The organism is Roseibium sp. Sym1, from assembly GCF_027359675.1.
In the GTDB taxonomy this organism is placed as follows: Bacteria; Pseudomonadota; Alphaproteobacteria; order Rhizobiales; family Stappiaceae; genus Roseibium.
Window position 1 is genome coordinate 4,455,851 of record NZ_CP114786.1, and the last position, 19,269, is coordinate 4,475,119.

At 61.1% G+C, this 19,269-nt stretch carries 18 protein-coding genes; 12 read left to right on the forward strand and 6 right to left on the reverse strand.

The features are described from left to right. The first annotated feature begins 2 nt into the window (after positions 1-2). The 3 genes from O6760_RS20305 (at position 3) to O6760_RS20315 (ending at position 3,494) form a co-directional block, all read left to right on the forward strand. Positions 3-605, forward strand: a complete 603-nt coding sequence (locus O6760_RS20305) for a flavin reductase family protein (RefSeq protein WP_269581521.1) — start codon at positions 3-5, stop codon at positions 603-605. Positions 606-934: 329 nt separating this feature from the next. Then, positions 935-2,239, forward strand: coding sequence for a transglycosylase SLT domain-containing protein (locus O6760_RS20310; RefSeq protein ID WP_269581522.1), 1,305 nt, complete (start codon positions 935-937; stop codon positions 2,237-2,239). A 100-nt stretch (positions 2,240-2,339) separates the two neighbouring features. Next, positions 2,340-3,494, forward strand: coding sequence for a DUF2336 domain-containing protein (locus O6760_RS20315; RefSeq protein ID WP_269581523.1), 1,155 nt, complete (start codon positions 2,340-2,342; stop codon positions 3,492-3,494). Positions 3,495-4,091: 597 nt separating this feature from the next. On the opposite strand, the gene O6760_RS20320 is transcribed toward O6760_RS20315, so the two are convergent. The 3 genes from O6760_RS20320 to O6760_RS20330 form a co-directional block, all read right to left on the reverse strand. After that, positions 4,092-4,451 carry an endonuclease domain-containing protein gene (locus tag O6760_RS20320; protein WP_269581524.1) on the reverse strand — a complete coding sequence of 120 codons (360 nt, stop codon included), beginning with the start codon at positions 4,449-4,451 and terminating at the stop codon, positions 4,092-4,094. Between the two features lie 181 nt (positions 4,452-4,632). Beyond that, positions 4,633-5,121 carry an Hpt domain-containing protein gene (locus O6760_RS20325; protein ID WP_269581525.1) on the reverse strand — a complete coding sequence of 163 codons (489 nt, stop codon included), beginning with the start codon at positions 5,119-5,121 and terminating at the stop codon, positions 4,633-4,635. A gap of 136 nt (positions 5,122-5,257) precedes the next feature. Beyond that, positions 5,258-6,070 carry an NAD kinase gene (locus O6760_RS20330; RefSeq protein WP_269581526.1) on the reverse strand — a complete coding sequence of 271 codons (813 nt, stop codon included), beginning with the start codon at positions 6,068-6,070 and terminating at the stop codon, positions 5,258-5,260. 185 nt (positions 6,071-6,255) lie between these two features. Between O6760_RS20330 and O6760_RS20335 the strand changes: the two genes are divergently transcribed. Together O6760_RS20335 and O6760_RS20340 are read left to right on the forward strand one after the other, a co-directional pair. After that, positions 6,256-6,546, forward strand: coding sequence for a hypothetical protein (locus O6760_RS20335; protein ID WP_269581527.1), 291 nt, complete (start codon positions 6,256-6,258; stop codon positions 6,544-6,546). A gap of 50 nt (positions 6,547-6,596) precedes the next feature. Further along, positions 6,597-6,788 (forward strand): hypothetical protein, encoded by a 192-nt coding sequence (locus O6760_RS20340; RefSeq protein ID WP_269581528.1) that lies wholly within the window; start codon positions 6,597-6,599, stop codon positions 6,786-6,788. Between the two features lie 444 nt (positions 6,789-7,232). On the opposite strand, the gene O6760_RS20345 is transcribed toward O6760_RS20340, so the two are convergent. The 3 genes from O6760_RS20345 to O6760_RS20355 all read right to left on the reverse strand — a co-directional run bounded on the left by O6760_RS20345 (position 7,233) and on the right by O6760_RS20355 (position 9,767). Next, positions 7,233-8,054, reverse strand: a complete 822-nt coding sequence (locus O6760_RS20345) for a trypsin-like serine peptidase (RefSeq protein WP_269581529.1) — start codon at positions 8,052-8,054, stop codon at positions 7,233-7,235. A gap of 109 nt (positions 8,055-8,163) precedes the next feature. Then, positions 8,164-9,585: an AtzE family amidohydrolase gene (locus O6760_RS20350; protein WP_269581530.1), complete on the reverse strand. Its 1,422-nt coding sequence runs from the start codon at positions 9,583-9,585 to the stop codon at positions 8,164-8,166. After that, complete coding sequence (locus O6760_RS20355) at positions 9,582-9,767, reverse strand: DUF4089 domain-containing protein (protein WP_269581531.1); 186 nt, start codon at positions 9,765-9,767, stop codon at positions 9,582-9,584. Before O6760_RS20355 ends, O6760_RS20350 begins: the two co-directional genes overlap by 4 nt. Before the next feature lie 198 nt (positions 9,768-9,965). Here O6760_RS20355 and O6760_RS20360 point away from each other — a divergent pair, with 198 nt between their 5' ends. The 7 genes from O6760_RS20360 (at position 9,966) to nirD (ending at position 19,242) form a co-directional block, all read left to right on the forward strand. Continuing rightward, entirely contained in the window at positions 9,966-10,553 is a 588-nt protein-coding gene (locus O6760_RS20360; protein WP_269581532.1) for an ANTAR domain-containing response regulator, read from the forward strand. A 58-nt stretch (positions 10,554-10,611) separates the two neighbouring features. Then, on the forward strand, positions 10,612-11,721 hold the full coding sequence (locus tag O6760_RS20365; RefSeq protein WP_269581533.1) for a CmpA/NrtA family ABC transporter substrate-binding protein: 1,110 nt from the start codon (positions 10,612-10,614) through the stop codon (positions 11,719-11,721). A gap of 363 nt (positions 11,722-12,084) precedes the next feature. Beyond that, positions 12,085-13,485, forward strand: a complete 1,401-nt coding sequence (locus O6760_RS20370) for a CmpA/NrtA family ABC transporter substrate-binding protein (RefSeq protein WP_269581534.1) — start codon at positions 12,085-12,087, stop codon at positions 13,483-13,485. A 94-nt stretch (positions 13,486-13,579) separates the two neighbouring features. Next, on the forward strand, positions 13,580-14,662 hold the full coding sequence (locus tag O6760_RS20375; protein ID WP_269581535.1) for an ABC transporter permease: 1,083 nt from the start codon (positions 13,580-13,582) through the stop codon (positions 14,660-14,662). Positions 14,663-14,672: 10 nt separating this feature from the next. Next, the gene (locus O6760_RS20380) at positions 14,673-16,433 is read left to right on the forward strand and encodes an ABC transporter ATP-binding protein (RefSeq protein ID WP_269581536.1); all 1,761 of its coding nucleotides are present in this window, start codon (positions 14,673-14,675) and stop codon (positions 16,431-16,433) included. A gap of 17 nt (positions 16,434-16,450) precedes the next feature. Next, the gene (gene nirB / locus O6760_RS20385; protein WP_269581537.1) at positions 16,451-18,904 is read left to right on the forward strand and encodes a nitrite reductase large subunit NirB; all 2,454 of its coding nucleotides are present in this window, start codon (positions 16,451-16,453) and stop codon (positions 18,902-18,904) included. Then, complete coding sequence (gene nirD, locus O6760_RS20390) at positions 18,901-19,242, forward strand: nitrite reductase small subunit NirD (protein WP_269581538.1); 342 nt, start codon at positions 18,901-18,903, stop codon at positions 19,240-19,242. Before nirB ends, nirD begins: the two co-directional genes overlap by 4 nt. Positions 19,243-19,269 lie beyond the last annotated feature (27 nt).

The window sequence follows — 19,269 nt, forward strand, 5'->3', positions numbered from 1 at the left end:
CCATGTTTTACGAGACTGAAAAAAACGACCACGGTCTGCCGCACAATCCGTTCAAGGCGATCGTGTCGCCGCGGCCGATCGGCTGGATCTCGTCCCTGGACAAGGAAGGGCGCGCCAATCTCGCTCCCTACAGCTTCTTCAACGCGGTGTGCGACACGCCGCCGATCGTGATGTTTTCGTCCTCCGGCTACAAGGACAGTGTCGCCAATATCGATGCGACCGGCGAATTCGTCTGCAACATGGCCAGTCTTGACCTCAAGGATGCCATGAACCAGACCTCTGCGGCCGTGTCGCACGATATTTCGGAATTCGACCTGTCCGGCCTCGAGATGGCGGCGTCACGTCTCGTCAAGGCGCCCCGCGTCGCCAGGGCGGTGACGGCGCTCGAGTGCAAGCACCTGCAGACGCTGCGCCTGAAAACCGTCGAAGGAAACGATACCGACAACTATGTTGTGTTCGGCCAGGTCGTCGGCGTGCATATCGATGATGCGATGATTGTCGACGGCATGCTCGATGTCACCCTCTTCAAGCCGCTTTCCAGGCTCGGCTACAAGGACTATGCCGCCGTGACCGAAGTCTTCCAGATGGGGCGGCCGAAGGTCTGAAGAAGGGAAGGTTCTTCCCAGCCAGATAGGGAAGGGCACCGGGCGAGTCGGGGGCTTTGTCATTAACCAGTTGCCGACTCAGCTTCTTGCCGGTATTCAGTCGTTGCTCTGCGTATTTTCTTGGCGTGTTTTTCCCAAGAAAAGTCCCGAAATTCTTTGATTTCCACTTTTGCCGACGAACGCATTGGCAGATTTGCTCAGGTGAGCAAGAAAAACAGATCCACCTGACGCTCCTTTCGGCCCTGTCTGTGGGTCGTTAAGGTTTTGTTAACCTTTTCGGCGCGAAAGTTAACGAAGTAATAACTTAGTTCCGTCGAGGAGGAAGCACCATGCGGGTTGCTGACACTGCCTCGGTCGCGTCTCGGATCGAGCTTGCGTTTCAGTCTGCGAGTACTTCAACAGGTACGTCATTCGACTATCTGGTGAAGACGGCCGCTCGGGAATCATCGTTCAACCCGTCGGCCAAGGCTAAGACGTCGAGCGCGACCGGACTGTTCCAGTTCATTGAGTCCACCTGGCTGGAAACAATGAAGGAAGCGGGGCCGAAACACGGCCTGGAGAAATATTCCGATCACATCAAACGGTCGAAAAGCGGCAAGTTCTATGTGAGCGACGCCAAGATGCGCCGGGAAATCCTGGATCTGCGCAAGGATCCGGAAATCTCGTCGATGATGGCCGGGGCGCTGACCCAGAAGAACGCAAACTATCTTCAGAACAAGATCGGCCGTGAGCCGACTGATGGCGAGCTCTACATGGCGCATTTCCTGGGCGCGCATGGTGCAAGCAAGCTGATCAGTGCGACCAACGCCAATCCGGACATGCGCGCGGACAAGATGTTTTCCGCACAGGCCCGCGCCAACAAGCCGATCTTTTACGAGCGCAACGGCAAGGCCAGGTCGATGCAGGAGGTCTACGAGGTCATCGTGTCGAAACATGACGCGGTCACCATGATCGCGAAGGCGAGCGGCAAGAAGGACCTGCGTACATCCGGCGAGCTCTTGAACGTGGCCGCGCTGCCAACGGCAAAGCCTGTCGTCGGGGCGCCGATCAACCAGAACAATTTCGATCATCTTGCCGGCGATCCGGCCGCAGCCTTCGCCATGCAGTCCAAGCCGGTGCCGTCAACCCAGGTGGCCGCCGCCAATGCTGCGGTCCCGCAGCTGCCGGACGAGAACCCGCTGGAGCTTGCCGAGGTGACGGTTCCGATTCCCGAAGGACGCCCGGGACAGCCGGCCGCGACGCCGAGCGCCGTGTTCCTTGAAGAAACCGTCGTGGCTGCCGCCAATCCGTCCGTGCCGCAGAACCCGCGCGAGGCTTCGATCAAGGGTGGCGGTGGCGACTTCGATGCCACCACGCGTGTGCTGTCCGCGTTCCAGGCGACCGAAACGGCAAATCCGTTCGAGGCCCTGTTCCGCAATGACGACGCGTCCGCGCAGGCCGAGGTCAATCCGCGGTTCGCGTCGGCCTTCGCAGCCGTGGAGGAAGCGGCCCTTTTCAGTGCCCTGTCGGGAACGTCCAGCCAGGTGCAGGCCCAGGAACTGGCGCTGTCCGATCAGGGCGGACCGCTGGATCTCACAAGGTTCCTGCGGTTGAAAGCGGAAGAAGAACAACGGGATTTGCTGCCGCCGGCCTGAGCGGCAGAATTCCAAGACCTTGGCAAAATTATAGTGAACCGATCGTTAAGTCTTTGATGTCAGGATGAGACTCGACATTTGGGAAGATCGTTTTACTGCCATGACCCGACACGACATTCTGAACCTGAACAATGACGATGCGCGTCCCCTGGATATCCAGGCTGCACAGGATTTCGCGGAGCGCTGTTTGGCCGCTGATGAAGGCAGCCAGGAACGGACCAGCATGGCAGCGGCACTGACAATTCTTCTCGACGATCCAAGCCGGGCAGTGCGCAAGGCGATTGCCAAAGTGCTGTGCGCGAGCCCCCGCGCACCGGGCCACGTCATCCGCTGTCTGGCCAGCGATGTCGATGAAGTCGCTCTGCCCGTTCTGAGCGCTTCTCCGATACTCTCCGAGGTCGAGCTGGTCGATCTCATGGCCGAAGGCAGCGATGCGGTTCAATGCGCGATTGCCTCGCGGGCGGGGTTGCAGGCGTCTGTCTGTGCAGCGATCTGCGAGGTCGGCTGCGAGGCGGCCTGCAGGCGGCTTCTTGAGAACGGAAGCGCGCGCGTGCTGCAATCCTCGCTGCTGCGTCTTGCCCAGCGGTTCGAGGACCGTCCCGATCTGTGCGATCAGCTCCTGAAGACACGGGATCTGCCGCTTGTCACGCGGTTTCAGCTGCTGATGCGGCTGGCCGAGAACCTGGACGACCATCCGATCGTGCTTGAACGTATCCCGGAAAACCGGCGTGAAACCTTTCTCAGCGACGCGGAGGACAAGGTCGTCCTGCGGCTGGCTCTCGAGGCGGGCGATGACGACCTCACCGGGTTTGTCGAGCATTTGCGGCTCAGCGGCAAGCTGACCACCCGGCTGCTGCTGCGGGCGGTCTGCTGCGGCCGGCTTCGTTTCTTCGCGGCCTCCCTGGCCAATCTCGGCCAGGTGCCCCTGCCGCGTCTTTGCAAGCTGCTGATCACGGTCCGCCGGTCTGCTCTTCAGGCGATTCTCAGAAAGGCCGGTCTGCCCTTGCGCGCCCACCAGGCATTCCTGCTGGCCATCGATATCGCCCGGCAGGCCGATGCGGATTTCACCTATGACCTGCCGCTGGATGAAGCCCGTATGCTGACCGAAACGCTGCTGTCGGAAATGCAGGACGGAGCCCTTGGCGGCGACGAGGACGTGGTCGCTTTCCTGCGCCGCTTTGCGATTGACGTTGCGCGGCTGGAAGCACGCCTCCTGGTCAAGAACAGCGGCCTTCAGGTGACGGCTGCTGCCTGAGGCATGAGCTTTTGGGTCAGGCGCTTCAGTCACCTCTCCCGGTGGGAGAGGTCGGACCGAAGGTCCGGGTGAGGGGGCAGACTTTCCATTGTCTCCCGGGCGTTTGTTCCCTCACCCCAGCCCTCTCCCAACGGGAGAGGGAGTTAAGCAGTGCCATTTTCAGAGCGCTTTTGCTTATTGGGCAAAGTGTCCGCAATTGGCCTCACCCGTTTCGGCAGACACCCATGTTACCTCTCCCTGTGGGAGAGGTCGGACCGCAGGTCCGGGTGATGGGGCAGACTTTTCTGTCTCACCCGGGCGTTTGTTCCCTCACCCCAGCCCTCTCCCAACGGGAGAGGGAGTTAAGCAGTGCCATTTTCAGAGCGCTTTTGCTTATTGGGCAAAGTGTCCGCAATTGGCCTCACCCGTTTCGGCAGACACCCATGCTACCTCTCCCTGTGGGAGAGGTCGGACCGAAGGTCCGGGTGAGGGGGCAGACTTTCCATTGTCTCCCGGGCGTTTGTTCCCTCACCCCAGCCCTCTCCCAATGGGAGAGGGGGCTAAGCCGTGCGACTTGCCGTCTCCGTTCTTCGTTGAAAGTGGGGGCTGGCACAGACTTCATTTTCTTCTGTTGAGGTGTGCCAGGATATCTTCCAGCACGTTTTCTAATTTCTGCAAAATTTCCGAATTCCAGTAACGAATGACCCGATAGCCGCAATTTTCCAAAATCTCGGTTCTTGCCAGATCGGCCCGGATGTTTTCTGCGTGCGGTCCACCATCCAGTTCGACAATCAGTTTCGCGTCATGACACAGGAAGTCGACAACAAACCGGTCGACAGGCACTTGTCGCCGGAATTTCCGTCCGTCTAGTTGACGGTCACGAAGCCTGTACCACAACCGCTTTTCTGGCTCGGTTGAGCGTCTGCGCAGGGATCTGGTGACTGACATGGAAACACACAACGAGCTTTGTTTTTTCATTCGGCGTATTTGCGCCGGCCGCTCTCACGACGAGATGCGACTATCATTTTCATTGTAAGTCATCAGAAATCAATCAGAAGTAGAATTTTCAGGTATGTTGTTTGCGTCATTGCGAAGGCAAAGCGAGAGCCGCTGCAAATGTCAGCAGTGAAAGATGTTCAGGGAAACCGACAGAAAGCCCTCAGGCCTCTTCGTCCTTTTTCGGAAACTGGGCCAGATAGGCGTCGGTGACGTCCTGAAGGGTGTCGAGCAATTCGACCCCGGTCTTGTTGGCTTCGTCCTTGGCGCCTTCCATGACCATCGCGCGGATGGCTTCCACGTAGCGTGCGGCGAGTTCGAGCGGCAGCTTGTCCGGGGAGGGAATGTTCTCGATGAGCTTGCAGAAACCGGCCGCGACCTGGCCGACCAGCGGGAACCCGAGGGTCAGCGCCTGTCCCTTGATGTTGTGGGCGGCCTGGTAGAGGGTTGCCAGCCTGTCCTCGGAAAGCCCGTCGATCCGGATGGCTTCCCAGGCGCTGGTTAGATCCTTCGACTCGTTTTCCATCCAGTTGCCGAAATGCGACGACAACCGTTGCAGCGCGGCTTCCGCCGCCTTGACGGGATCGAATTTCTTGGCTTCGCGGGGGGAAAGTTCGCGGACCTTCGAACGCAGATCGGTCGGTGGGGTCAAGAACTCGTACTCCTGATCCTTGGATGTATCTGCCATGTTCAAAGGTGCCCTCGTCTCCTGGCGCAGCATGCAACTTCTGCGAGGGCATTATGGGCATTCATGTTTAACAGGGCGTTTCCGAAAAATTCATTCGAAACTAATAGCGGAACATTTCCGTCAGGATGCGCTCGTCCCAGCCATGGTCGCTGTCGAACATGATCACGCCCTGCGTGTCGCTCGATTCGCGAACCGTGACATGGGTAACCCGGCGGATCTCCGTGTGATCCGCCGAGGCGCTGACCGGGCGCTTGGCGGCATCGAGGATCTCGATGTCGACACGGGCCCAGTTCGGCAGCAGCGCGCCGCGCCAGCGCCGTGGCCGGAAGGCGCTGATCGGGGTCAGGGCGAGGAGCTGCGCCGTGATCGGCAGGATCGGACCATGGGCCGACAGGTTGTAGGCCGTGCTGCCCGCGGGCGTTGCAACGATGATGCCGTCGCAGATGAGTTCCTCAAGACGGACCCTGCCGTCGACGGAGATCCTCAGCCGGGCCGCCTGCGACGTCTGCCGCAACAGGGAGACCTCGTTGATCGCAAGGGCCTTGTGGTTGTTTCCGTCCTCGTCGGTCGCGGTCATTTCCAGCGGCCGGATCGTGGTGGTATCCGCCTTGGCGAGCCGTTCCTTGAGGTCGTTGTCGCGGTACTCGTTCATCAGGAAGCCGACCGAGCCCCGATTCATGCCGTAGATCGGCTTGCCGCTGCCCATGAAGCGGTGCAGCGTCTGCAGCATCAGGCCGTCGCCGCCAAGCGCCACGATCACGTCGGCATCGGCGGCGGGCACGTTGCCGTAGCGATGGGAAAGCTCCAGACGCGCCTTCTGGGCTTCGTCGGTGTCGCTGGCGACAAAGGCGATCCTTTCGGTCGAAACCGGCTGGTAGTGTTCGGCGTCTGGCAAGGGCGGGGATTGGTTCATGGCCTGCGGCGTAGTCCTCTGACGCTCCAGCCCGGACAGGGCAATCGGAGGGCACCATAACCGGGCTTGCCGCGGAGGGGCAGCGAAAAGTTCATGAATTGATTGAAAGAACCTCGGAAGCTGCGTTATTGCTATTCCGTATTTTCAACAATGACTATGCAACCGACCAAAGGATTTGATCCTCGATGAGCTACAAAGAAACGCTTCCTGTCTGGTGGAGCATATTCTGGCGGTTCTGTCTGGTCTGGATCGTGCTATCGACGGCGTTGGGTTTTGTTTTTGTTTGGAATTCCGGATTTTGGAATATGGAGTTTTGGGAAACTGGTGACCTTCAAAAATTTAAGGAGCATTCCGAGTCCATTCTGAACTCACTGATGTTCACAGTGGTGTCGCCAGTTTTGGATCTTGTGCTCGTCGTGCTGGTATCGTTGTGGGCGGTTCGAGCAGGTTTGAAGAAGCACAATCTGCAAAGGTGAGCTGTCCAAATTATTGCGAGTTCATCTGACAGCTGGGCCGGAGGTCCGCAATGAGAATACTTGTTTTTGAAGAAGGCCGGGCAGCGGAGAGAAACAGTCATGGTGTTTTTCTCGTGCGTAAACCCGATGAACACGGCGACAAGATCCTTTTTTATTGCGACGAGTGGATGTGGCTTTGGGACGAGGTTGACAATGTGGGGGATCCAAAGCGCGCTTGGTGCGAAGGGGCAGCGAAAATTTGATTGTGTGGTTGAATGGGAGCGGTAAGCACGCAATTTGAGCTTGCTTCTTCTCAATCGGCTGTTCATGAGACTAAGCTGACGATCTGTGTGTTTTCTGATTTGAACGCACCGACGGGACTCAAAAAAAGAACACTACGTTTTCGTTTTATGTGCTGCAAAAGGAGCAATAAGTCAGTTGAAAAAGCTGAGTAGAAAGTCGAGGTTTTTTGCGCTTTTGGATACTTCGAAGTTCTGGTTCTTCGTGTACTGGTTTATTTTTACGGCAATGCTCTGGCATTCTAACGGACATGAGCTTTCTGATTTTTCACAGCTTCTGGTATTGATACCATACGCAATTCTTTCCGGCTTCATGTCGGCCCTAGTGGTACTTCGTCTTTACACTAGAGGTCATTTTGAAAACGACGATGACCTTAAAAAGAAACCGGGTAAGTGAAGCGCAGTCGCTTAGTCACTCTCTTCATCCGACAACCTTAGCCCAGGCACTTCAGCCGCCGTAGATACTCCACAACTCGCGTTCCCCACCAACTCCTGCCATTCAAAAAACGGCACGATCGCCGAGCGGACGTCGTCGATCTTGGCCGACATCACCCCGGCAACGCGCAGCCCGTCCGGCGTCTCGACCAGAAGCGGTCCGCCCGAGGCGCCGGCTTCCGAGGCGCAGTCCGTGACCCAGGCGTCTTCGGCGGTGCCCATAACCTTGCAGGCCTCCACCACCGTCGGCAGGAAGCGGCGGCTGCGGCGGTAGCCGACGGACTTGAAACGGGTGTCCTTGGTCAGGATCGCGGCTTCTTCCAGGGTCAGGGCGGGCACCGGTGTCAGCGTGCTCGGCTCCTTCAGGACGATCAGGCCGACATCGTCATGGACGTTGCGCAGTTTCGGCTTCAGCCGGGGAACGTAGTCCTTTGCGGTGAAAATACAGGCGGGTTCCAGGCGGGCGGAATAGTCCTCCCGGCGGACGCCGGCGACAAACACCAGGTCGTCGACCGGGAAGGGCTTCAGGGTTTTCTTGTTGTAGAGGCAATGCGCGGCGGTGAGCACGAGCGTCGGCGCGATCAGCGTGCCGGTGCACATGGAGGTCGAGCGGTAACCGGCGACATTGACCCGGCCGATGGACGGCCAGGGAGCGTCCGTGCTGTCGATGACTTTCAGTTCGGCGGCGGCCACCGGCGCAGCGGCGGCTGCCGCCAGGAACATCAGGCCAAGTGTCCGGCGGCGCAGCCGCGCCGGCCTGAGGGAGTGTCCCGGTTGCTTGGTATGTGGCTGCATGACCCAAGGTATCCTTACCGGGAGCCATTGTCCCGGAGAGCGTTTAACGGGACCTGAAGGCCGAGGGTGAAACCGGCGTCACGTCGGCGTTGCGCCGGGCACCGCAGCATCAGCCCCGGCTTGCCGCCAGCGCGGCCACGGGTGCTGCGGCAACGCCGGTTTTTTCAAGGTGATGCGCCACCCGCAGGGCCAGGTCCTCGCGCCAGGCGGGGGCAATCACCTGCACGCCGATCGGCAGATTTGCGCCTTCCAGCCAGACAGGCACCGTCACCGCAGGCAGGCCGATATAGGAGATCGGTTGCGTGAACAGTCCGATATTCGGCCGGGCCGGCATGGTTTCCCCGTTGATGGTGAAGGTTTTTGTGCCGGACGGCAGCGCATGGAAGGGTGTTGCGGGCGCCAGCAGGATATCGACCTTCTCGAAGATCTTGCGGAAGAGATCGCGGAACCAGCTGCGGAAACGCTGCGCCTGCTGGACCCAGACCGCGGGCACCATGGTGCCGGCCAGGAACCGGTCGCGGGTCTCCGGGTCGAAGTCGCCGGGGCGTTCGATGATGCGTTTCAGGTGCAGGCTGGAACCTTCCGCCGCGGTGATGACATAGGCGGCGGCCCGGGCACGGGCGGCTTCCGGAATGTCGATCTCCCTACCGGCGCCAAGTGCGCTGGCGACCAGGTCCGTGGCGTTCAGCGCCTCCGGCAGGGCCTTTTCCCTGAAGTATCCCCCCGCCACGGCAATGCGAAGCTGGCCGATACCCTCCTCGAGGCGCGCATGGGTTTCGATTTCCGGATGCGAGGACTGCGCCGGGTCGAGCGGATCGTGCCCCTGCAACACGTCGAAGATCAGCGCCAGGTCCCCGGCGGATCGTGTGAGTGGGCCCAGATGGTCCAGGCTGCCGACAAAGGGATAGGTGCCGGCCCGGCTGAGACGGCCATAGGTCGGTTTCAGGCCGAAGAGGCCGCAGAAGGATGCGGGGACGCGGATGGACCCGTTGGTGTCCGAGCCCATGGCGAGCGGCACCATGCCGGCCGCGGCGGCGGCCGCGGAGCCGGACGAGGATCCGCCTGTCATGCGGCTGGTGTCATGCGGATTGCGGCAGATGCCGTCATGGGCGCTTTCGCCGGTGAAGTCATAGGCGTATTCGCCCATATGCGTGGCGCCGACCAGGACCGCACCGGCCTCCCTGAGCCGCCGGACCAGGGTGGCGTCGGCAACAGCCGCCGGGTTTTCGCCGTTGATCTTCGCGCCGGCCCGGGTTGTCAGGCCTTCGATGTCATAGAGGTTCTTGACGGCGTAAGGCACGCCTGCCAACGGCAGGTGGCGGCCTTCGGCGCGCGCGTCGTCGACCGCGCCCGCTTCCTCAAGGGCGCGTTCAGAGACGACTTCGGTGAAGGCGTTCACCTTCGGATTGAGCTTCTCGATCGATTGCAGGGCCGCGCAGGCGACTTCCAGGGCCTTGACATCGCCACCGGTGACGGCGGCAGCCGTTTGCGCGGCGGTCCAGCCGCGCATGTCCGCGTCAGGCCCGCTCATGGCTTGAAGACCGGTGCGGCTTCGACATCGTCTTCCAGGGGGAAGTCGAGCACCTGTTCGGCCGCCTTCTCGATCGCTGTGACATGCATCTCGACGACCGGGCGCCAGTCGTCCTCGATGGTCAGCCCCATGACGGTTTCCATATGCGCAACATGCTGGTCCGCCTTGAACGGGTTCGGCATTGTCCTGTCCTTCTCCTGGATACTCCCTGCCGCATCTTTCTGAGCGCAGGCGGCCGTGTCCAGTGCAGTTTCCGTTCGCGGCGGTCCTGAACGGCAATTGATCATAGAGACAGGCCTGAGCAGAACGCCGCTGTGAATAGTCATGCTGCGACGCAGCAAAAAGATTGCATAAAAAATAGCCCTGCGCATAATGGCGGCATGAGCGACGAGCTTTCCATACTGGTCATCGACGACAACAAGATCCGTGCTTCCATCATCGAGCAGGGCCTGCGCGATGCGGGGCACGAAAAGGTGATTCTGGTGGACCAGATGGACTGGCTGGTGCGCCAGATTTCCGAGATCAATCCGGACGTGATCGTCATCGATCTGGAGAACCCCAATCGTGACCAGCTGGAGCACATGTTCCAGGTCAGCCGGGCCGTCCGGCGTCCGATTGCCATGTTCGTCGACAAGGCGGACAGCCATTCCATCGAGGCCGCCGTCGATGCCGGCGTGTCCGCCTATATCGTCGACGGACTGAAACGCGAGCGGGTGAAGTCGATCCTCGACATGGCCATCAGCCGTTTCCGGGCGTTCTCCAGGCTGTCCGAGGAGCTTGAAGAGGTGCGCACCGAACTTGCCGACAGAAAGACCATCGACCGCGCAAAGGGCATCCTGATGAGGTCCAAGGGCCTTTCGGAGCAGGAAGCCTACGACTTGCTGCGGCGTACCGCCATGAATCAGAGCCGGAAAATCATCGATGTTGCCCAAAGCCTGGTGATCGCCAGCGGATTGTTGGGAGACTGACGATGATAAATCACAAGACCGGTCGGGGCGGGGCGGCCAAGCAGGGGACGGGAGCATAATGGAAACCAATCTGAGACCCGTCATCGCAGGTTTCATCCCGCTCCTGGACAGTGCCGTCGTGGTCGCGGCCGCGGAGATGGGCTTTGCCGAGCGGGAAGGTATCGCGCTGAAGCTGATCCGGGAGACTTCCTGGGCCAATATCCGGGACCGCATTTCCGTCGGGCATTTCGACGTGGCCCACATGCTGGCGCCGATGCCGATCGCGTCCAGCCTCAATCTGACCAGCCTGGCTGTTCCCATGCGGGCGCCCATGCTTCTGGGGCTTGGAGGCAATGCCATCACCGTTTCGACGGCGCTCTGGGCGGACATGGCGGACGCCGGGGCGGATCCGTCCGGCGATCCGGCGTCGACGGGCAGGGCGCTTGCCGATGTGATCGCCCGCCGGCGGGACGCCGGCGCGCCGCTGCTTCATTTCGGCGTGGTTCATCCCTTCTCGGGCCATGCCTACGAGCTGCGTTACTGGCTGGCCGCCGCGGGGATCGATCCGGACCGGGATGTTGAAATCACCGTCCTTGCGCCCCAGGTCATGGCCGACGCGCTCAGGGCGGGGCAGCTGGATGGCTATTGTGTCGGCGAGCCCTGGAACACCGCGGCTGTCGATGCCGGCACAGGCCGTATCGCGACCTACAAGCAGGCGATCTGGCCCGACAGTCCCGAGAAGGTGCTGGGCGTGACCGAGAAATGGGCGGAAGCCAACCCCGAAACGCTGGCGTCACTGATGCGGGCTTTTTCCGCCGCGGCCGACTGGTGTGCCGATCCCAAGAACAATCGGGAGCTCGCCGACATTCTCGCGCGTCCCGATCTTCTGGCCTGTCCGGCCGAGACCTGCCTCGCGGCCCTGTCCGGCCAGATCCGGCTGGGACCGGCAACCACGAAAAGCGTTCCCGGCTTCCTGACTTTCGCCGGCGGCGCGACGGCGGCGCCGATGCCGGCGCATGGCAAATGGTTCTACGAGCAGATGGTCCGCTGGGGCCAGGCCGTGCACTCGGCGGACGCCCTTGAGGATGTCGAGCGGATCTTTTCGCCCGACGCCTATCTGTCCGCGCTGGGGCTGACAGGTGTCTCGACCGACAATGTCATCGAGATGTTCGACGGCGTGCGGTTTTGATCGTTGTCAGGGCCTGCCTGCATAAGCATCACTCACGCTGCATTGCACAAAAATCAGTCAATTGCCTGCCGAGTTCGCCGATTAAAAATGCAGAGCTGTCGGTCCGCCTAAAAAATCACCTCAGTTAACCTATTGTAAAACAGGAGTTTTCCTAAGAAATCCAAACTGGCACGCTTCGTGCTTTATAGGTTTCGAGGCCGACGCTGGCCTAACAGATACCGCGCCCACTGGCGGGCGCACAGGCAAAGCCGCCGCACCGATCTGCATGGATCCTCTTCATGCCTGCAGATCGGTCGGCGGCTTTTTTTTGGACCTGTGCACAGCCGGAGGCGGCACAGGATGACAGAGGGACAGGACGTAACAATGGCAAAGACCTTTACTTTCACCCGCCGTGTTGCACTCGGCGCCTTGATGGCCGCCACCGCGATGATCCCGGCATCGACCGCCTTTGCGGAGATGCTGGACGTTGAAAAGGACGAACTTACCTTCGGCTTTATCAAGCTGACCGACATGGCGCCGCTCGCCGTTGCATATGAACTCGGTTATTTCGAGGAAGAAGGGCTGTTCGTGACCCTGGAGGCGCAGGCCAACTGGAAGGTCCTTCTGGACCGGGTCATCACCGGTGAGCTCGACGGCGCGCACATGCTGGCCGGCCAGCCCCTGGCCGCCACCATCGGCTTCGGTACCAAGGCGCATATCGTCACGCCGTTCTCCATGGATCTCAACGGCAACGGCATCACGGTTTCCAACGAGATCTGGGAAATGATGAAGCCGCATCTCGAGATGCAGGATGACGGCCAGCCGGTTCATCCGGTCAAGGCCAGCGCGCTCAAGCCGGTGGTCGAAAAATTCAAGGCTGACGGCAAGCCGTTCAACATGGGCATGGTGTTCCCGGTCTCCACCCACAATTACGAGCTGCGTTACTGGCTCGCCTCCGGCGACATTCACCCAGGTTTCTATTCCGGTACCGACATTTCCGGCCAGATCCAGGCAGACGCGCTGCTGTCGGTGACGCCGCCGCCGCAGATGCCCTCGACCCTCGAAGCCGGCACCATCTACGGCTATTGCGTGGGCGAGCCGTGGAACCAGCAGGCGGTCTTCAAGGGGATCGGCGTTCCGGTCATCACCGACTACGAGATCTGGAAGAACAACCCGGAAAAAGTGTTCGGCATGACCAAGGAGTTCACCGAGGAGTACCCGAACACCACGCTGGCGATCACCAAGGCGCTGATCCGTGCCGCCAAGTGGCTGGATGAGAACGACAACGCCAACCGCATGGAAGCGGTCGAGATCCTGTCCAGGCCGGAATATGTCGGCGCGGACAAGGAAGTGATCGCCAACTCCATGACGGGGACCTTCGAATACGAGAAGGGCGACAAGCGCGACGTACCGGACTTCAACGTCTTCTACCGCTACTACGCGACCTATCCCTACTATTCCGACGCGGTCTGGTACCTCACACAGATGCGCCGCTGGGGCCAGATCGGCGAGTACAAGCCGGACAGCTGGTATGACGAGGTCGCCAAGTCGGTCTACAAACCGGAAATCTACCTGAAAGCCGCGGAAATGCTGGTCGAGGAAGGCCATGTCGCCAAGGAAGACTTTCCCTGGGACAGCGACGGCTACCGTGCTCCGACCCCGGCAGCCGACATCATCGACGGCATCGCCTACGACGGCAAGCAGCCCAACGCCTATATCGACAGCCTGCCGATCGGCCTGAAGGGCAAGCAGGTCGTGGACGGCTCCGAAGTCGTCGGCGGCTGAGCATCTCCCCCAACTTGGGCGGCGGACGAGCAGCCCCGCCGCCCCCCTTTTCAAGTCAAACGAACCGAAGAAATTCGACACAAGGATCGTCATCATGGCCAATGCCGATACCGCAGGCAGTCAGGACATTGCCCGCGCCGCACGCCGGGAGAAGCTATTCACACGCATCAACAGGGCGGCTGGCTGGCTGGACGCCCTGGGGCTGTCCTGGACAGTGCCGCTTCTGAAAATCGCAGCCGGCGACAGCCCGAAGGAACAGCTTGGAGAGCTGAAACGCGTGCTTCTGATCCCCTTGATGGGCATCGCCGCATTTCTCGTTCTCTGGGGCGTTCTGGCTCCGCAGGTGCAGACGTCGCTCGGTGCCGTCCCCGGGCCTTCCCAGGTCTGGGAACAGACCGTCAATCTGTGGGGCGATCATGTGCGCGAGCGCGAGAAGGCGGCTGCCTTCTATGAGCGCCAGGACAAGCGCAACGCCAAATACGAGGCCGAAGGCAAGACCGACAAGATCAAGTGGCGCAGCTACACCGGTTCGCCGACCTATATCGACCAGATCGGCACCTCGCTGAAGACCGTCGGCCTCGGCTTCCTGATCGCGACGATCATTGCCGTTCCCCTCGGCATCGCGTCCGGCCTGTCGCGGTCCTTCAACGGGGCCATCAATCCGCTGATCCAGATCTTCAAGCCTGTCTCGCCGCTCGCCTGGCTGCCGATCGTCACGATGATCGTCTCGGCGACCTACGCCAATCCGGTCGACTGGCTGTCGAAATCCCTTCTGATCTCCGCCGTAACCGTCACGCTCTGCTCGATGTGGCCGACCCTGATCAACACGGCGCTTGGTGTCGCCTCGGTCGACAAGGATCTCATGAATGTCGGGCGTGTCCTGCAGCTGCCGACGTGGAAGACGGTCACCAAGCTGGTTCTGCCCTCGTCGCTGCCGCTGATCTTCACCGGTCTTCGCCTGTCGCTGGGCGTGGGCTGGATGGTGCTGATCGCGGCCGAAATGCTGGCGCAGAACCCGGGTCTCGGAAAGTTCGTCTGGGACGAATTCCAGAACGGTTCCTCCCAGTCGCTTGCAAAGATCATGGTCGCCGTCCTGACCATCGGCATCATCGGATTCCTGCTGGATCGCCTGATGTTCGCCCTGCAGCGCGCCTTCACATTCTCGGCCAACCGCTAAGGAGACGGACATGTCCTTTCTGGAAATTTCCGGCGTCTCCAAATCCTACGGCGAAGGCGCCGACAGGACCGATGTCCTCGAGGACATCAACCTGAAGGTGGACGAGGGGGAATTCATTGCCATTGTCGGTTTTTCCGGCACAGGCAAGACGACGCTGATCTCCCTGCTGGCCGGCCTGATCGAGCCGGATACCGGCGGGATCGTCTTCAAGGGCAAGGAAATCGACGGTCCGCATCCCGACCGGGGCGTGGTCTTCCAGTCCTATTCGCTGATGCCGTGGCTCACGGTCAGCGGCAATGTGGCGCTCGCGGTCGACAGTGTCTTCAAGAAGAAGCCGTCCTCCGAGCGCAAGGCCATTTGCGACAAGTATATCGAGATGGTCGGCCTCGGCCACGCCAAGGACCGCAAGCCGGCGGAGCTTTCCGGCGGCATGCGCCAGCGGGTGGCTGTTGCGCGGGCTCTGGCCATGCAGCCCGAACTGCTCCTGCTCGACGAGCCCCTGTCCGCACTTGACGCGCTGACACGCGCCAAGCTGCAGGACGAGTTCGCCGCGATCTGCGACGAGGAAAAGAAGACCATCGTGCTGATCACCAACGATGTCGACGAGGCTATTCTCCTGGCCGATCGCATCGTTCCGCTGAAGCCGGGCACCTCCGCGACCCTCGGTCCGGAATTCAAGGTGCCGTTCAAGCGGCCGCGCGACCGGGCCGAACTCAATCACGATGAGGACTTCATCCGGCTGAGGGCGGAAGTCACCGAATACCTGATGGAAGTGGGCGCGGAACGCGGTGCGGACCTTGAGCGGGACATCGTCCTGCCGAACATCGTCCCGATCACCCAGCGTCCCGTACCGGGCGACGCGCTGCCAGCGGCCTACGAGCGGGCGGCCGAGTCGCCGATCCAGGATCGTTTCCTGGATTTCTCGCAACTCAAGAAGGTCTATCCGACGCCCAAGGGCCCGCTGACCGTTGTCGACGGTTTCGACCTGAAGATGAAGAAGGGCGAGTTCGTCACCCTGATCGGCCATTCCGGCTGCGGCAAGTCCACGGTTCTGTCCATGGTCGCGGGCCTCAACCCGATCACGGAGGGCGCCATCGTGCTGGACGGCACCCACGTGACCCAGGCCGGACCGGACCGGGCCGTGGTGTTTCAGGCGCCGAGCCTGATGCCCTGGCTGACGGCCTATGAAAACGTCGCTTTGGGTGTCGACAAGGTCTACCCGGATGCGTCCAAGGCCGAGAAGCGGGACGTGATCGAGTATTACCTCGCCAAGGTCGGTCTGGCGGATGCCATGCACAAGGCGGCCCTGGACCTGTCCAACGGCATGAAGCAGCGTGTCGGCATTGCCCGCGCCTTCGCCCTGTCTCCCAAGCTCCTGCTGCTCGACGAGCCTTTCGGCATGCTCGACAGCCTGACGCGCTGGGAGCTGCAGGACGTTCTCATGGATGTGTGGAAACGCACCCAGGTGACCGCGGTCTGCGTCACCCACGATGTCGACGAGGCCATCCTGCTCGCCGACCGGGTGGTGATGATGTCCAACGGGCCCAATGCGCGTATCGGCAACATCATGGACGTCGACCTGCCGCGGCCCCGCTCGCGCAAGGAGCTGCTCGCCCATCCGGATTACTACGCCTATCGCGAAGAGCTTCTGGACTTCCTGGAAGCCTACGAGGGCGGAGCGGACCCGAGCGAGGACCAGCTGAAATCCATTCAGGAAAAACGTGCCGCCCGCATGGCCCGGCAGCAGGCCGCCATCGAAGCAGCCGAATGAAAGGCAGGGGACAGAACATGAGCAAGAAGAAACTTGTCGTTGTCGGCAATGGCATGGCGCCGGGCCGGATGCTCGAACATCTGTTCGAGAAGGACGCAGACGCCTATGACGTCACCATTTTCAACGCCGAGCCGCGGGTCAACTACAACCGGTTGATGCTGTCGCCGGTGCTTTCGGGCGAGAAAACCTACGAAGACATCATCACCCATGGCGACGACTGGTATGCCGAGCATGGCGTGACCTTGCACAAGGCCGCCCGCGTCAGCGGTATCGACCGGGACGCCAAGACGGTCACCTCGGAAAACGGCATCACGGCGTCCTATGACAAGCTGGTGATCGCCACCGGCTCCAACCCGTTCATCATTCCGCTGCCGGGCAAGGACCTTGACGGGGTCCTGACCTACCGCGACCTCGACGATGTCGACAAGATGCTGGACGCCGCCGGCCGGGGCGGGCGCGCCATTGTCATCGGCGGTGGCCTTCTGGGCCTGGAGGCCGCGGCCGGCCTGAAGATGCAGGGCATGGACGTCACGGTTCTGCACCTGATGCCGACCCTGATGGAACGCCAGCTCGACCCGGCGGCGGGTTTTCTTCTGGAGGAAGAGTTCCGGAGCCGCAGCATCGATGTCAGGACCAAGGCCAACAGCCATGAAATCGTCGATGACGGGTCCGGCAAGGTGAAGGCGATCCGCCTTGACGACGGTACCGAGATCGAGGCCAGCATCGTGGTGATGGCGGTCGGGATCCGGCCGTCCGCCGATCTGGCCAAGTCCATCGGCCTGGACACCAACCGGGGCGTGCTCGTCGGCGACGACATGCGCACCAGTGATCCGGACATCTTCGCCCTGGGCGAATGCGTCGAGCACCGGGGCATGTGCTATGGCCTTGTCGCGCCGCTTTACGAAATGGCCGAGGCCATTGCAGACAACCTGCTTGACGGGACCGCGGAATATACCGGATCCGTGACCGCAACGAAGCTGAAGGTCACCGGTGTGGATCTCTATTCCGCCGGTGACTTCGCCGAAGGCGACGACCGCGAGGAAATCGTCCTGCGCGACGCCTCGGCGGGTGTCTACAAGCGCCTGGTGCTGAAGGACAACAAGATCATCGGTGCCGTGCTCTACGGTGAGACGTCCGACGGGCCGTGGTTCTTCGACATGCTCAAGAAGGGGACCGATGTCTCCGAGATGCGTGAAACGCTGATCTTTGGCCAGGCCTATCAGGGGGGCGCCCCCCTGGACCCTACGGCGGCCGTTGCAGCCTTGCCGGATGATGCGGAAATCTGCGGCTGTAACGGCATTTGCAAGGGCAAGATCGTCTCGACGATCAAGGAAAAGGGCCTGACCACCCTGGACGGTGTGCGGGCGCATACCAAGGCATCGAATTCCTGCGGCACCTGTACCGGCCTCGTTGAACAGCTGATGCAGGTCACGCTCGGTGATGCCTACAATCCGGCGGCCGTCACGCCGATGTGCGGCTGTACGCCGCTTGGGCATGATGAAGTCCGGCGGCTGATCAAGTCCAAGGAACTGAAGTCCATCCCTGCCGTCATGCAGGAGCTGGAATGGACATCTTCCGGTGGCTGCGCCAAGTGCCGGCCGGCGCTCAACTACTATCTCGTGTCCGACTGGCCCGATGAATATGCGGACGATTACCAGTCCCGGTTCATCAACGAACGCGTTCACGCGAACATCCAGAAGGACGGCACCTATTCGGTGGTCCCGCGCATGTGGGGCGGCATGACCTCGTCCAAGGAACTCAGGGCGATTGCCGATGTGGTCGACAAGTTCGACATTCCGGCGGTGAAATGCACCGGCGGCCAGCGCATCGACATGCTCGGCATCAAGAAGGAAGACCTGCCCGCGGTCTGGGCGGATCTCGGCAAGGCCGGTTTCGTTTCCGGCCAGGCCTACGCCAAGGGGCTGAGGACCGTGAAGACCTGTGTCGGTACGGACTGGTGCCGTTTCGGTACCCAGGATTCAACCGGCCTCGGCGTCAAGCTGGAGAAGTTCATGTGGGGGTCCTGGACCCCGGCCAAGCTGAAGATGGCGGTGTCCGGCTGTCCGCGCAACTGCGCGGAAGCCACCTGCAAGGACATCGGCATCATCTGCGTCGACAGCGGTTACGAGATCCATTTCGCCGGCGCCGCCGGCCTGGACATCAAGGGCACGGAAGTTCTGGGCCTGGTCAAGACCGAGGACGAGGCGATCGAGCATGTCGCTGCCCTTGCGCAGATGTACCGCGAACAGGGCCGCTACCTGGAACGTATCTACAAGTGGGCCAAGCGCATCGGCGTCGACGAGATCCGCCGCCAGATCATGGACGACGCGAATATGCGCAAGGCCTATTTCGACCGTTTTGTCTTCTCCCAGAAATTTGCCCAGGTCGATCCATGGTCGGAGCGGGTCTCCGGCAAGGACAAACACGAGTTCAAGCCGATGGCTGTGCTGACCAAGGAGGCTGCCGAATGACCGCCGACATACACAACTGGGTCCAAATCGGTACCCTTGACGACATCCCTAGGGAGGGAGCCCGGTGCGTGAAGAACGGCGACATGACCATCGCCGTCTTCCGCACCGCCAAGGACGAGGTCTTCGCCCTGGAAGACAAGTGCCCGCACAAGAACGGGCCTCTCAGCCAGGGAATCGTGCATGACGGTTGCGTCACGTGTCCGCTGCACAACTGGGTCATATCCCTGGAGACCGGTTCCGCCCAGGGCGCCGATGAAGGCCGCACCACGGCATTTCCCGTCCGGTTGGAGGACGGCAGTGTCCTCATCGACCTTTCCTTTTCTCACGAAGCCGTCTGAGCGGCCAAAGCGCATATCGAGAGGAAT